The following is a 15,027-nucleotide window of genomic DNA, read 5'->3' on the forward strand; positions in this document are numbered from 1 at the left end:
AATTAAACCTATTTCTATTTAACAAGAGCCTCTGGAATAGAGATAGTTGCAAAATAAAAGATTAAAAATCATTAATATATAAGTCTTTATACTATTTTTATAAAAACATTTAAGGGAGAATATGTCTAAAAGGAAATTAAACAACCTAAAAGAACAAAGATAACCTTGGTACATATTATCTAATCCAGGGAGCTTAATTTGTAAAAATAGTCTGTAGCTCATTTTCCTCAAGTGACACTTTTCTCGAATATCCGACTTATAGTGGGCAGGCGCCCACTATAAGTCGGTACCAAATAGTATTCGATCCATTCCTATTTTTCGAAAGTACATAACCAAACGCGTAAACTGTTACTGAGGATACCAATCTGATTTTGCCCCATCATGAGCTATGGTTGAGTAACTTTTCAAAAAACTTGCCCAAGCGTAATCGAGTTTAAGCAAACAAATTATTATCATGCCTATAGTGATCAAACATACTCTGTATATGTAGGAAGTGCCATGGAAAAAAGTACCACCCATAACAGCCATGAAGAGAAGCGTGTCAGAGAACTGCTGCGGTATAACATCCTTGATACACCTAATGAAAAAGAGTTCGACGATCTCACGAAAGTAGCTGCCTACCTCTGCGATGTAGAATATGCTCACATTCACTTTTTGGATCACAACCGGCAATGGACTAAATCATGTCACGGATGGAAATTTAAAGAAATGCCCCGCAAAAAAAGTATTTGCCATCATACTATTCAGCGCGATAAATACCTGGTTATTAATGACCTCAACAAAGATCCTCGGTTTAAGAATCTTGATTATGTAAAAGACAAAACCATACAGTCTTATGCCGGGATTATATTAAAAAGCAACGGCTATAATCTTGGCACCCTCTGCGTTTTCGGCAAAGAACCCAAACAGTTCACTGAGCGGCAACTGGAATCACTGCAAATTCTGGGTAACGAAGTAGAAGCCCGGCTGGAGCTTCGACTTAAACGGGAAGAGCTTATCAGCCAACATAAAAAACTAACCAAGAGAGCGATATTTCTTAAAAATTCAACCGATATCAGGCTGATTGTCAATCCTGACACCCTGAATATTGAAGAGGTCAATGAAGAAGTTGAAGAACTACTCGACTACAAACCCGAAGATGTTCAGGGGACTCCTTTACCTAATTACCTTCGGCAGGATGGATTTGAAACCGAACTAAAAAAATGGGCAAAAAAGAAAACAGAGCAGCAGTTTTCCACAGAAACAGTTATTAAAACCCGGGAAGATGATCCATTATGGTTCCGAATAACCATTACCGAAGAATCGGGCAAATATTATGTGACCGGTCGAAATATCAGCCGGAGAAAACGATCTGAACAGCGTTTCCTCAGGCAGGCAAAGCTCACTGAAAATATTATTCAGCACCTTCCGGGTATTTTCTTTCTCATTGACAAAAAAGGGCGAATCAAGAAATGGAATAATAATTTAATTAATGTCGCAAATCGAACACCCGAAGAAACCAAAAATCGGTCATATACAAACTTTATCGCCCCAAAAGACCACGACAGAGCCCAAAAAGCGTTACAAAAAGTTTTTCAGGATGGATATGCGCGCACTGAACTCGATTTTGTTTCCAAAAACGAAAAAGTTACTCCCATCCTTTTAGTTGCATTCCGTTACCAGGTTGATAACGATACATACGCCACAGGCATAGGTATAGATATCAGCGATGAAAAACAGGCTATAGAGGAACTCGAACGCAAGGAACAAAAACTGAAAGAAGCCCAGCGTATTGGGAAAATGGGCAGCTGGACTTGGCATATACCCACTAACGAGCTTCACTGGTCGGACGAAGTATACGAGATTTATGGCCTTGATAAAGACAAGTTTGAACCATCTATCGAAAACTACCGGAAATTTCTGCCCGAAAGTGAGCTGGAAAAGGTTAATAATATTATAGAACGTATAAGAGAGGGCAAGGAATGGGAGGATGCCGAAATTAAGATTAAGAAACCAGACGGATCGATCATCTATATTCATGAACGGGCTGAAATGCATTACGATGATGAGGGAAATCCTATTGAAATTTCCGGAACCATGCAGGATGTGACGGATCGCAGAGAAAATGAAGAAAAATTAAAAAGCGCTCTCAAGGAAAAGGAAGTTTTGCTGGGCGAAGTACATCACCGGGTTAAAAACAACTTGGCTATTATCAACAGCCTGTTACAGCTCGAAATATTTAATACCGACAACGATCAGCTTAAAAACATACTCTCCGAAAGCCAGATGCGTATTCACTCAATGGCTCTTATCCACGAAACACTCTACTCTCTGGGAGATTTCGCAAATATCTCTTTTGGAAAGTATATTCAAAAACTTACCACCTCACTACTCGAAACCTTCCCCGAAAAGTCAAACAATATTGACATTGACCTGCATACAGAAGATGTAACCCTCAATATCAATCAGGCAATACCCTGTGCACTGCTGATAAATGAGCTTATCACCAATTCATTTAAACACGCCTTTCCAAATTTCGAAACCGGAACTATTACCATTGAACTACAGGAAAAACAGAGTACCGTCCATCTGAAAATATCTGATAATGGGATCGGATTCGATGCCAACAAGGGCCTTAAAAACTCCAATACACTGGGATTAACCCTCATTAAAAAACTAATCGATCAGATCGACGGAAAGGTTGATATCAATACCCAGAATGGCACCTCCTTTCATATCGCCTTTTCTAAAAAAGAAGCCAGTGGGTCCAGCGCCAGTTATTTCCCCGGAAAAACTTAACTATATATTATATATCCTTATAATAATACAATGTAGAGCTCAATTTCACTTGATACCATAATTATGGCCTATAACGTTGTTGAAAGAAATAATGTTACCATTACAGGAGACGGAGAAATACCCATTATGTTTGCCCATGGCTTTGGTTGTGATCAGAACATGTGGCGTTTTATTACTCCGGCATTTAAAGACCATTTTAAAATTATTCTTTTTGATTATGTGGGATCCGGCAACTCTGATATTAGCGCTTACAAATCTGAGCGTTACCGAACTCTCGATGGGTATGCACAGGATATTTTAGAGGTTATCGATGCTTTGGAACTTGATGACGTTATATTTGTGGGACACTCGGTAAGTTCAATAATCGGTGCATTGGCATCTATTAAAGAGCCTAAAAAGTTTAAGCACTTGGTTATGATCGGTCCCTCTCCATGTTATTTGAATGATCCTCCTGAATATTATGGCGGATATGATCGTAGTACTATCGAGGAGCTGCTAAATCTGATGGAAAAAAATTATATCGGATGGGCGGAATTTTTCGCTCCTGAAATAATGAAAAATGAAGATGAGCCTGAATTAACCGAAGAACTCGAGGAAAGCTTTTGCTCTACCGATCCTGTTATAGCTCATGAATTTGCCAAAGCCACTTTCCTTGCTGATAACCGAGAAGATCTCCCTGAGGTAGATGTGCCTGTACTAATTATTCAGTGCGAAAATGATTCTATAGCACCACTACGAATTGGCAAATATGTACATTCCCAAATTAAAAATAGCACTTTAGAAGTACTTCCGGCGAATGGCCACTGTCCGCATATGTCTGATCCAGAATTGACAATTGAAGCTATCGACAATTATTTTAATCAAAACTTGGCAAGATCATGAGCTCCGCTATAAATCAAATACCCTGCGGTTATCTGGAATTTAATGATGAAGGAATACTAACACAGGTAAATAACCGGCTTTGTAATCTGACCGACTATTCCCAAGAGCACTTAATTAATAATCATATAGAGCATATCTTAACACCGGGTGCCAAAATTTTTTATCAGACCCACCTGTTTCCCATGTTAAAAATGGAGAAACAGTTGAATGAGATTTATTTAACCTTTCAATCAAAGAAGGGTGAAAACATACCTGTACTGATTAATGCCGAGCGAACAATTGAAAATAATGAACCAATAAATCGCTGTATTGTTGTTCAGATGGAGCGCCGATCCGAATATGAAGACCGAATTCTGTATGACAAAAAGAAAGCAGAAAAAAAGAGCGACAAAAAGGAAAAACTTCTTTCAATGATGTCTCATGAACTGCGTAGCCCATTAAATGTAATTCTCGGAATGGTGGACCTATTATCCAATGAGTTAAATGGCGACGCAAAAAGTGAAGAGCGCAAGTATCTGGGTCTTATCAAAAATGCCAGTAAAGATCTGGCACGATTGGCTGATGACATTCTGAACTTTGCCAAACTTGAATCGGGTTATTTTGAAGTCAACAACGAGAAACTACTACTTGAGGAGGTACTCATGAACTCGTTTATGATGACTATGCACGATGCTGAAGACAAAGGAATCGAACTAACAAGAAGTGAAAAAACTGAGCTTAAAGTCTTTGCCGACAAAGACCGTCTTAAGCAGGTCATCATGAACTTATTGACAAATGCCGTCAAATACACTGAACCGGGCGGCGAAGTTATCCTCTCTACCGAAAAAGAGGGTCGATTTGCTAACATTCATGTTAAAGATACCGGCATTGGAATCCCCTCCAAAAAAATCGACCAAATCTTCCAGCCTTTTAACCAAATGGATAACAATAACTCAGGCTCAAGTGAAAGTGGATTTGGGTTGGGACTTCCGATCAGCAAAAAACTTGTCGACCTAATGGGAGGACATTTAACGGTAAGCAGCAAAGAAGGTGAGGGATCCATTTTCTCTGTCAGCATTCCACTGGCAGAAAATTAAAGTATCTGACCAATCCCCAGAAAATCATTCGTTTACTGAATATACTGTTACTCGTCCTCTTCAACATTATCATCTGCCGGAATTACAAGCAGCGGAACTTTTGAGTATGGTGTCTGCTGCAGATGGCTCTTTCTAATAAGAGATTGAAAGAACGGCTTCTTATAACGGGACATCACCAACAGCTCGTCTTCATATCCATGTAAATACGCCGATATTCCGGTATAAAAATCCTTTTCAAACAGGAGCTTAAAATCTATCTGTGGATACTCAACATGCTCAAGAGCCAACTCTTTGAATCCCCTGAACGTGGCTCTCGATCTCAAACTATCGTTAGCTGTTACATGCAACACCGTAATTTCAGCCTCAAACAGTTGCGCCCAAGCTGTCAGCTGATCCAACACTTCCAGATCTCTGTCGTTATAATCAGTAGCAAACACCAATCGAGTAAATCCTGAGTAGGTTTTGCCATCTGGAACCAACAATACCGGCACGCCAGATTGAAGCATTATGTCGGATGAAATACTGCCAAATAGCGTCTTTTTTAGGTTTGTTTTTCCCTTTGTGCCCATGACAATAAGATCCCCGGGAGTACTTAAAATACCAGATACAGTATCTCCCAATTCGATACTTGTATCAACACGAAGGTCGGCATAGGGAATATCATTTAAAATCTCACCTATCATCTGTTCCGATCCATAGTTATAGGATGATTTGCTGGCATGTAATACCGTTAGATTAGCATCACTTGTATGAGCTATTTCTATGGCATAGTTAAAAGCATTTTGTGCCGGTTCAGAAAAATCAGTGGGATGTATAATATTGGTTATGTAATCCATCGTATTACTGCTTTTCTTCGGAATTTGTAAGTTCTTGACCGGGTAATACCAGAAGTGGCACCTCCGTATAATAGCTCATCTGCTTTGTTTGTCTCCTGTTTAGCAGGGAAAAGGAATCTTTATATCGAGTCATCACCAGTAGCGAAAAATTTCCTTTTTCAAGCTGATCAGCAACAGCATCAAAAAATGTCGGATTAGTTTCCTGGACAAAAGTCATATCTCTGTAGGAAACAGATTCTTTAGTCAGCTCCTTAAATCCACGGACCATAATTTTTGTCTTCAGGTCATCCTCGGGTGAAGAGTGAAACACCGTAATATTTGAATTAAAAAGATTGGCAAAGTTCGTAATGTATTGTAATGCCCGCAGGTCTCCATCCTGAAAGTCGGTAGTAAACATTAGTTGGTCAAAACCATTAAATGAAACCTTAGGCGGCACTGCCAATACCGGAACTTTAGATCGCTCCACTACTTCGGCCGTAGTACTGCCATAGATAATTTTTTCTAATCCACTGCGACCCTTTGTACTCATAATCACCAAATCGATATCACGATTATTCGTTTCTTCCAAAATGGTGTACAGAGCACGGCCAGTCTGCATGCAGGTTTCTATGTTAACATCTTTATACTTCTCATCATCTGTTATCTCCTGCCTTAAGTTATTAAAGAGTTTGTCTACTCTCTGGCTTAAGCCTTTCTTTACTTCCTCATCTGCTATTATCGGTGCCTCTCTTAATGATGCAAAATCATAGGGCTCCTCAATAGAATGCATAAGATGAATCGTTGCGCCGGTACTTCGTGCCAATTCCAAAGCAAACGTTAGGGCTTCGCGCGTGTTATCAGAAAAATCAGTTGGAAACAAAATATTATTGATACTGGAAAGCATAATAACCTCAGACCTATAATTTTAAATTAGATAGATTAATATCGCGCTACTAATTTTGAACTTAATCCATCATTGTACTGTCTTCCATTATATGGAAGCAAATATTATACCAGTATACGCTCCAGTATTTATTCCTCTTAGCTTGCCTTAAAAGCATTAAAAATAGCCCTAATATATTTTATTTGCAGTTTTGCAATACGGCTATATATACTCTTTGTGAAAATGCAAAAGAGAAAGGTATCATCAGAATAATTTCGAGTTTAACAAAATAGTCCACGTAATACTGATTCCTACAAAAGGCGACATTTGAAGTCACAAAGGATCACAGAAAATTTGGGACAATATGCTAACGAACATTCCAAAGATACCGGTATTGGAATCCCCTCCGAATATGTTGATCAAATCCCCAAGCCTTTTAATCAAATAGATAAACGATACCTCAGGCTCAAGCAAAAAGTGAATTTGGGCTGCGACTTCCAATCAGCAACATCTTGTCAACCCGATGGGAGGTAATTTAACGGTGAGCAGCAAAGAAGTTGAAGAAGCCATTTTTCTTTCAGGATTCCACTGGCATAAAATTAAAATATCCCCCAGTACTTATAAGTTTATCCACTCATTATTGGTTTATGAGTTTTTATACCGGCAGACAAATTTTAAACGTAGTCCCTTCCCCAAGCTCCGAATCAATCTCCATCTCTCCGTCAGCTTTATTTACCAGATAATGCACCAGTGACAATCCAAAGCCATATCCCTTTTCACCGCCTGTTCCACTCTCCGATTTGGCCGATCCTTCCAAAATTTCCTCAACCTTTTCTTGTTCCATCCCAACGCCCGTATCTTCTATTTTTATTTTGAGTTCATTGTTTTTGATCTCTTCATCCGTCTCTGTGATACTTATTTCCACCTCTATTTCTCCTCCTTCCTCTGTAAATTTGATGGAATTAGTTATGAGATTCCCGACGATTTGCAGTAGCTTGCTTTTAGAAAACAATACATCATCAGATTCTTCCAGAGTCCGAATATTGAGTTCAACCCCCTTTGACTTCGCCTGAGGCTGGTAAAGTTCATTTAATTTTTGGCAAAACCCACTACAGCTAAACTGGTTTTTATTGGACTTTTCTTTCCCTTGCGAACCTTCATCATCCATGATTTCTTCCACGAGCTCCAACAAGGTTTTCCCACCTTGTTCAATCATCTCAACGTATTCCAGCACTTCATTAATTTGCTCATTCTTGATGTCATCTTTCATCAGCTGAGCAATACCTATAATACCGGAAATAGGGTTTCGAATATCGTGACTGACCTTTCGATGGGTTTGGTTGAGTTCCTTTACCTTATTTTGCAACTCATTTATACTTTTCAGGGCTTCAAGTCGCCGTACCACCTGCCGGGCAATTAGTTGAAGAAGCTCTTTATCTTCGGGCGAAATATCCTTTTGCTCAGAGTCCAGCACACACAATGCCCCAATATTAACTCCATTAGAAGTTTTCAGGGGTATTCCATAATAATACTTTAATTTGGGATCATTTTTTACATACTCTTTTGCTTTAAATCGCTGATCTTTGGAGAGGTCTTTAACTTCAAAATTATCATCCGCCAAAATAGTATACTGGCATACCGAATCTTCGCGCGGCATTTGCTGTAAATCTAATCCATAATCTGCAACCGACCACTGGGTGTAGTTATCAATAAGGTTTACCAGTGACACTTCGGTACCCACAATACGGACGGCTAATTTTGTTAAATCCTCGAGATGTTCTTCGAGATTACTGTAATCTAAATCGAGTTCTGACAGATCGATTAGTCGTTCAAATTCATTTTCGGGTAGGGGAGCATCCATAGAAGACCTCTAAAACTAATGGGTTAGTTACTAAACTAAATAAATTAAAAGGTTCTCGAACTCGAAATATAATTTATCACCTAAAAACATATAGATACGATTTACCCTGAAAATCGTTCTACCATTAAAAAACAGTATACGTTTCAAGTCGTAAACAAAAAAGAATATATATTGTAAGAGTGAAAATTACTCTCCTCATATTACCCTTTGACTTGGTTTAAGCTAATAATATTCTTTCTGAGGTAATTTTAACGGGATGACTACTCCAGAGAAAACTTTTCAATCCTCCAACAACGGCTTACATCCCCAGCCCGAATGCGTGGCTGATTGATCGGCGCGTCTTCCAAACTTAGCCGGCTTATACCACATCTCAATTCCTTGTGTATATTTTTCCTTATCAAAAAATGAAAATTGCCCACAGTCTGTATTCTGGTGGTAAGGATTTATACGAGCCGTATCTTCAAAGACAGTGATGAGATTATCGAGCTCATTAACATACTTCCGGATAGATTCAAAATCATACTCTGCAAGTGTTATGGGAGTTTGGACTTGCTCTTTAAGTCGTCGGAAAGTGTCACCCGCCAATGAATGTGCTATTTGCCGGGGCGAAATTCCAGGATTGCTTTCCAATAATCCTAATTGCTCTGTATCGATATGTGATAAGTGCAGATTTTGAGGAGATGCCAGCAGGTGATCAGCAAAAGGTATGAGGCGGGATGCCATTGCAGGCGTTCCATTATTGCAGGTAGAAAGCACCACCAAATCAAATACCTGCTCATCAGTCAAAAAATGCTGTATCCCGCCTGCAAAAGAAGCAGTGTTCACTTCAATATTCGGCAGGGACCGATGATAGCTTTTCCCATTATCGTTTGGAATCTCATGTCCAAAGTAAAGAAAGTAATGCTGCTGATTTTTCTCTGCCGTATAATTCCGATATTTCTTATAAAGCTGAACTTCGGTAGTGAGGAAGGGCTCCTTTTTGTCGGAATGCCGATAATTAACCTGCGTAGTTTTCTGCCCGTTTGTGTAATGATAGAACTGACTGCTCTTTCGAGGAAACAGCCCCAAAAACTTCTTCTCTGGACGTTGATAAAAAATAAAAACTTCGCCAGAATCTGCCCTTTCTGCAACCTCAATAGCAGTTTCAAGCACCTGGGAATTAGCCCGAACCGGCTGTCCATCGGAATCATGATAAAGATACCCGGCATCAGCGTGGATATAATAAATCACGGAATATTCAATAGCAGCCGCCTGACCGGTAACATCATTGTTAACCAGTTCATTGGTAGTACTACATCCCGCAAGGGATACACCTATAATAATTGAGAAAAAGATTAGATTTCTAATCACAACAAACGTTCAGAGTAATAATAAATAGATATAATAATCTCCGTCCCACTGAAGAACGGAGATTATTTATAAATTAAATAGTCCTCACAGTACTACAGAAGTATCAGAATGAGAATAATTAAAAGAACTGCTGTCAGGCCAATAGTAATCGTTTTATCAGCTTGCTGAAAATACTGTTGTGAGTAATCAGAGAAGTCGTTGAGGTTTTTATCCAGTACTTTGTCAAAACCATCCGTTCCATTTAACTCACTCTTTTTATCTTGTATTTCGCTCTTAAAAGATTCAAGCTGGGCGCTTTCCTCTTTAGAAAGGTTCGCTTTTGATTCAATACGCTCGATTGCCACGATCATTTTGCTGAATGATTCGTTTAGCAGCACTCGTTTTTCGTCTGCATCCTCAGTGCTTTGGACTTTCTGAACAGTTTCGTTAAAGCTCTTCTTAAATGTTTCAGTAACATCCACTGACTGCGCAAAAGCAACAGACTGAATGGCAAATACGACCAAGATAGTGGTGATAAGTTTTCTCATCATAAAATGGATTTCATTATAAGATTACAGCTATTTATCTGTGGTTAAAACCAGATGATCATGCTATTGCCATATCATAGACATGAAAGAAATTGCATTGGCTTCTCTGCCTATTAATGGTTGTTAAGTAGCACAATTTGAAAAAATATGTCTATATTACAGCAGACAACCATTACATATTTTTTGAATGGATGTTATATATATTACAGATCCTCGAGATTCTTTTCCCTTTTCTCTTTCATCTCTTTGAAATAGGTAGGCGTCAGGCCGGTTATACTCTTAAACTGGTTAGATAGATGGGCAACACTGCTATAGTGCAATTTGTGGGCGATTTCGGTCAGGGTTAACTCATCATACAACAGTAGTTCTTTAACCCTTTCAATCTTGTGCTTGATGATATACTGCTGAATGGTAATCCCCTTCACTTCCGAGAACGTATTGGAAAGGTAGGTATAATCGTATCCCAGCTTTTCGCTGATATAATCGGAATCATTTACGTTCGGAACTTCATCCTCGTAGTGGATCATTTCCACAATGATACTTTTAATTTTTTCGACAAGGATGTTCTTTTTGTCGTCGAGTAATTCCAGCCCGGCTTTCTCTAAATTCTTCCCGAGGGTTTCCAACTGTTCTTCGGTAATGTCTTCCTCAATTTCGACCATCCCAAGATCTACTGATACACAGTCTATGCCGAGCTTATTCAACTCCTCCTTAACCAGCATCTTGCAACGCAGGCTAACCATATATTTAATATATAGTTTCATAATCTGCCCTTATTAGGCTTTGATCGGAAATTAACGAAAGAAACTATATAAACATAATTACCACAACGTAATGCCTGGCGGTTTATCCCAAATTAGGCCCAACCGATCGGATGCTTCGTCGAATTTGTCCTGTCTCCAAATAATATTATATAGTAAAATATTAAAATAAAATAGACCCGCACTTAATCAAAAGTGCGAGCCTTTAGTTCAGGGAAGTATGGTATCAGAGATACATCATGTTGGTTATTTCATTATATGAAGTTGACATGAATAAATCGTTACATGTTTATGGGTAAATCGTTACATATTTATTTGGTTAGAAAATATGCTAAAGGAACATTATCTCATCCTTACCGATGACGATAAAATAGTTAACTTTTGTTAAGTCTCATGCCAAAATAGAATAGGCCCGCACTTAATCAAAAGTGCGAGCCTATAGGGCTATAGAAAATGGATAAGGTGAGTTTCTTCAGTATATAAATATGTAAGAATATATCGTTACATATTTATAGGCAAATCGTTACATATTTATAGGCAAATCGTTATATATTTATAGGCAAATCGTTATATATTTATTTGGTTAGCTAATATACTAAAGGGATGTATTTTATGATGATTTGCGGTAGTATCTGCTAAGCTTAGACCATGTATCTTTAATAGATAGAATCTTAAAACGGATGTTTAAAGGGGAGGTATATTGGATGTAATGGTAATTAAGAAGTGCTATAAACTGTTATTAATCTGTAAGGAATTGCTCTCTGAGTTCACCATTGAGCAACATTTGTAGCTCTTTCCTTAAGAAAAAACCGACAGTTTCACATCCTAATCGATATACTGGGGAGCTGAGGACATAAATTAAAGATAATACGTGGACTGCAAGAAAAAGGACATCCAATAGCAGCGCTTCAACACGTGCACCCAATACATTCTTCCTCTCCCAGCAAGATAAACAACTGCGCTCAGTAATTTGGTTACATTTTAATACGATGCTCCCAGAAGTACTCAAGTAGTTCTTTATAGCTCCGGCCCGTCTTTAGCTACTGAGAGGCTACGCAGTTCTACACGCGCGCCGTTCGCAGCGCGGATGCTTCTCGTCATGTAATCCTCTCTCAAATATTCAATTGTTATGGCCTATCTGTGTAGTTTCCGTAGTATAAGCTTTTCCATTTTCCGGACCACTAAAGTAGAGGGTTTTCAATTAATTACATCGGCCAAAAGATGGGAACCAGGATAATGACCAGCGTCCACAGCATCAATTCAAGAAGAAAACCTACCTTAAAAAAATCGGTAAACTTATAGTTACCGGGGCCATAGACCATAAGATTTGTCTGATAGCCGATAGGGGTGATCACCGACATCGATGCCACAAGAGTAATAGCAATAAACAGGCCGCGAGCTTCAATCCCCTGGGTTTCGGCAACGGATAAGGCGATCGGAAACATCAGTGCTACCGCACCGTTATTGGTAATAATTTCAGTAAGCAGACCTGTAACAATAACAACCCCGGCCAACACCGCTCGATGGCCATAAGCGCTGGTAAGATCCACCATCCACCTTCCAATGAGTTCGGCCGTTCCGCTCACCTCTACAGCTTTGCCCAGACCAATGGCGGCACCAATAACGATTAAGACAGTCCAGTCTACTGATTTTCGAGCTTCGCCGGCTTTAATAACATTAAAACTCAACAATGCCGCGACCCCCAAAATACCGGCCAACGCTATATGTACAACTCCTGCCACGACCAGTGATATGATGCCCACTAACACTGCTACCGAAATGTACAAGTCTTTCCCTCCTGACCGACGTTTTTCATTGTTTTCTGCGGCCCCGGCTGCTTCACCACCGGCCGCACTCGTGAGGAAAAAATCCGTCGTATCCTCATAGGCCTCGTGAAATCCAGACCCTGTATCAAGAAGTAATACATCTCCGGAATGCAGCACAAATGGTCCAAGGGGCTGGTCAACACGTTTTCCGCTTCTTCGCACGCCTGTTACGGCAGCTCCGAATTGTTCGAGGAGCTTAGCTTCTTCTACCGTGGCCCCCACCAACGGCGATCCTTCTTTTACAACAACATGGTGAAGCTCCCGTTCTGGCTTATCTTCCCGTTCAATATCTCTCGGTGGCTGTTGCACAATCTGAACCCCGGTATAATCGGACAAATCGGGTGCTTTGGCGGCAATACCGCCTTTAGCAGCATACAAAAGATGATCGCCTTGGTGAAGCTGCTCGTCTTTTGGTACGGGAGCTATTCCACGATCGTCGCGATTAATACGGGAAAGATAAAAAGCCTGAAACTCATCCAGCCCTGCTTCTTTTATGGTTTTCCCAATCACGTCTGCTGCTTCTATTATTTCAATCTCTAATAACAGGTTCCGTCTTTTTTCCTCTTCATACCGGATATCCCGGCGGGCCGGAGTTAGTAGGGGAGAGATAAAAACGATGTACGCCAGTCCTACCACGGCACAGGGAACGCCGACCCAGGCCAGCTCAAAAAACGAAAGTCCCTCAAATCCGTGACTTTGCAACAGTCCGTGGGTAATCAAGTTGGTACTGGTCCCAATTAACGTACAGAGCCCTCCCAAAATAGCGGCGTAAGAAAGGGGCATAAGCAACTTTGATACGATAATATTTTTTTTCAAGGCCCATTGCCTGATAGCAGGAATCCCCATAGCAACAACGGGCGTATTATTTAAAAATGCTGAATACAGGGATACACTGGGACATAAGCGCAGCAAAATTCGCTGAATACTGCGTGTTTCCTCTCCCAGAATAAAGGCACTGGCCCGGTCCAGCGCTCCGCTTTCCCGCATTGCGGCTGACACTACATATAGAGTGGCCAGCGCTATTAAGGTCGTATTGGCAAATCCCTGGAAAGCCTGCTCAAGGCTGAGCACCCCGCTGATTGTGAGAATAGCCAGGGCCGTCAACAAGATACCATCCGGGCTCCACAGATCAATCACCAAGCCGATAAAGGCACATAATAACACGACAAAAATTAACAACTGTTCAAATCCCATGTATAACAACCAATATTATATATGTTGGATATCTATAAATATGACTTGTGAACGTAACCCAAGCCTATCTTTATGCAAAAAACGTAAGGCTTGATGAATAAGCACTTTTGCAACGTCATCAAAACTAATACTTGCTTTAATTCTTTTGTTGCTCTTTGGTAGACTGCCCGCCCCTGCTTTTTAACAGAAACCCAAGTACTAATCCTGAGACAAAACCTAATGCCCCGGTTAAAAAAAGCAGCACGACTAACGACATTTCTGTGGAAAACCCAAGAAAGTGTGCCTGAACAGACGTAGTATTTTGGACCACAAGTAACACCAAAACCAGAGTCAAAACCAAAACAGTTGCCAACTTTAACTTTTTCATAGTTTACGTCCTGTTTTTAGAACCTATATTATATAACTACCCGCTAATTACCATAAATTAGGTGGTATATTCAAAACTGCAAAGAAAACTATAATCCACAAAAGTGTGTGACCTGAAAACCTCTATCCCTACCCTGCTGGGTTGCAGGAGTTCTAACCCAATAGCTGCAACCCAGCCGTTTCCTTTTTTATCTATTTGTCAAAGAAGAAACTATAACCGTTTTTGCTCTTCTTCATCAACACAGAAGCCCAAATTCGGGGAAATCACGAACTTATATTTGCGAATAACCTAACCCCTTCAAAAAGAAAAGGCCCGAAAGAATTTTCGGACCTTTTCTGCTCTATTGCACCATTCAATAACTATTGACCGTTCTCATTATCATCGGCCTCATCATCTTCATTCTCAGTTTTCTCTTCTTCGTTTTCGCTTTCCTCTTCTGTATTTTCAGCATCAGACTTATCACCTTTTAGCTCCTCAACTTTTTCTCGAGCATTTTGCAAATTTGCTCTTTCATTTTCGAGCATCTTTTCCAGCTCAGAGAGTTGCTGCTTAGCTTTTTCTAACTGTTGCCTTTTCTCGCGCTTTTCTGCTTCATCCAAGTTCTCTTCTTCCAGCTTTTCTTCGGCCCGTTCTATATCTTCCTCAGCCTTCTCAGCTACCACTTCTGCAGAATCAACTTTTTGCTCTAAACTGTCGATTTGACTCTT

12 protein-coding genes are annotated in these 15,027 nt (G+C 39.9%); 3 read left to right on the forward strand and 9 right to left on the reverse strand.

All coding sequences use genetic code 11. The features are described 5' to 3' along the window. Window positions 1-498 precede the first annotated feature (498 nt). From ACQ4LT_RS08060 to ACQ4LT_RS08070, 3 genes are all read left to right on the forward strand, one after another. Complete coding sequence (locus ACQ4LT_RS08060; RefSeq protein WP_445665517.1) at window positions 499-2,778, forward strand: PAS domain-containing protein; 2,280 nt, start codon at window positions 499-501, stop codon at window positions 2,776-2,778. Between the two features lie 63 nt (window positions 2,779-2,841). Next, on the forward strand, window positions 2,842-3,660 hold the full coding sequence (locus ACQ4LT_RS08065) for an alpha/beta fold hydrolase (RefSeq protein WP_445665518.1): 819 nt from the start codon (window positions 2,842-2,844) through the stop codon (window positions 3,658-3,660). Further along, complete coding sequence (locus ACQ4LT_RS08070) at window positions 3,657-4,736, forward strand: sensor histidine kinase (RefSeq protein WP_445665519.1); 1,080 nt, start codon at window positions 3,657-3,659, stop codon at window positions 4,734-4,736. Before ACQ4LT_RS08065 ends, ACQ4LT_RS08070 begins: the two co-directional genes overlap by 4 nt. Window positions 4,737-4,783: 47 nt before the next feature. On the opposite strand, the gene ACQ4LT_RS08075 is transcribed toward ACQ4LT_RS08070, so the two are convergent. From ACQ4LT_RS08075 to ACQ4LT_RS08115, 9 genes are all read right to left on the reverse strand, one after another. Next, window positions 4,784-5,572 carry a universal stress protein gene (locus ACQ4LT_RS08075; protein ID WP_445665520.1) on the reverse strand — a complete coding sequence of 263 codons (789 nt, stop codon included), beginning with the start codon at window positions 5,570-5,572 and terminating at the stop codon, window positions 4,784-4,786. Window positions 5,573-5,576: 4 nt separating this feature from the next. Further along, window positions 5,577-6,455, reverse strand: a complete 879-nt coding sequence (locus ACQ4LT_RS08080; protein ID WP_445665521.1) for a universal stress protein — start codon at window positions 6,453-6,455, stop codon at window positions 5,577-5,579. Window positions 6,456-7,089: 634 nt separating this feature from the next. Continuing rightward, entirely contained in the window at window positions 7,090-8,295 is a 1,206-nt protein-coding gene (locus ACQ4LT_RS08085; protein WP_445665522.1) for a GAF domain-containing sensor histidine kinase, read from the reverse strand. 279 nt (window positions 8,296-8,574) lie between these two features. Then, window positions 8,575-9,645 carry a hypothetical protein gene (locus ACQ4LT_RS08090; protein ID WP_445665523.1) on the reverse strand — a complete coding sequence of 357 codons (1,071 nt, stop codon included), beginning with the start codon at window positions 9,643-9,645 and terminating at the stop codon, window positions 8,575-8,577. Between the two features lie 92 nt (window positions 9,646-9,737). Next, window positions 9,738-10,175, reverse strand: a complete 438-nt coding sequence (locus ACQ4LT_RS08095; RefSeq protein ID WP_445665524.1) for a hypothetical protein — start codon at window positions 10,173-10,175, stop codon at window positions 9,738-9,740. A 200-nt stretch (window positions 10,176-10,375) separates the two neighbouring features. Continuing rightward, window positions 10,376-10,936: a helix-turn-helix domain-containing protein gene (locus ACQ4LT_RS08100; RefSeq protein ID WP_445665525.1), complete on the reverse strand. Its 561-nt coding sequence runs from the start codon at window positions 10,934-10,936 to the stop codon at window positions 10,376-10,378. Window positions 10,937-12,138: 1,202 nt separating this feature from the next. Beyond that, a complete protein-coding gene (locus ACQ4LT_RS08105; protein ID WP_445665526.1) occupies window positions 12,139-13,953 on the reverse strand; it encodes an SLC13 family permease in 1,815 nt (604 codons plus the stop codon). A 136-nt stretch (window positions 13,954-14,089) separates the two neighbouring features. Beyond that, entirely contained in the window at window positions 14,090-14,320 is a 231-nt protein-coding gene (locus tag ACQ4LT_RS08110; protein ID WP_445665527.1) for a LapA family protein, read from the reverse strand. Window positions 14,321-14,679: 359 nt separating this feature from the next. Further along, window positions 14,680-15,027, reverse strand: a 348-nt coding sequence (locus ACQ4LT_RS08115) for a hypothetical protein (RefSeq protein ID WP_445665528.1), incomplete at its 5' end; no start/stop codon positions are given.

It is taken from the genome of Fodinibius sp. AD559 (assembly GCF_052712805.1).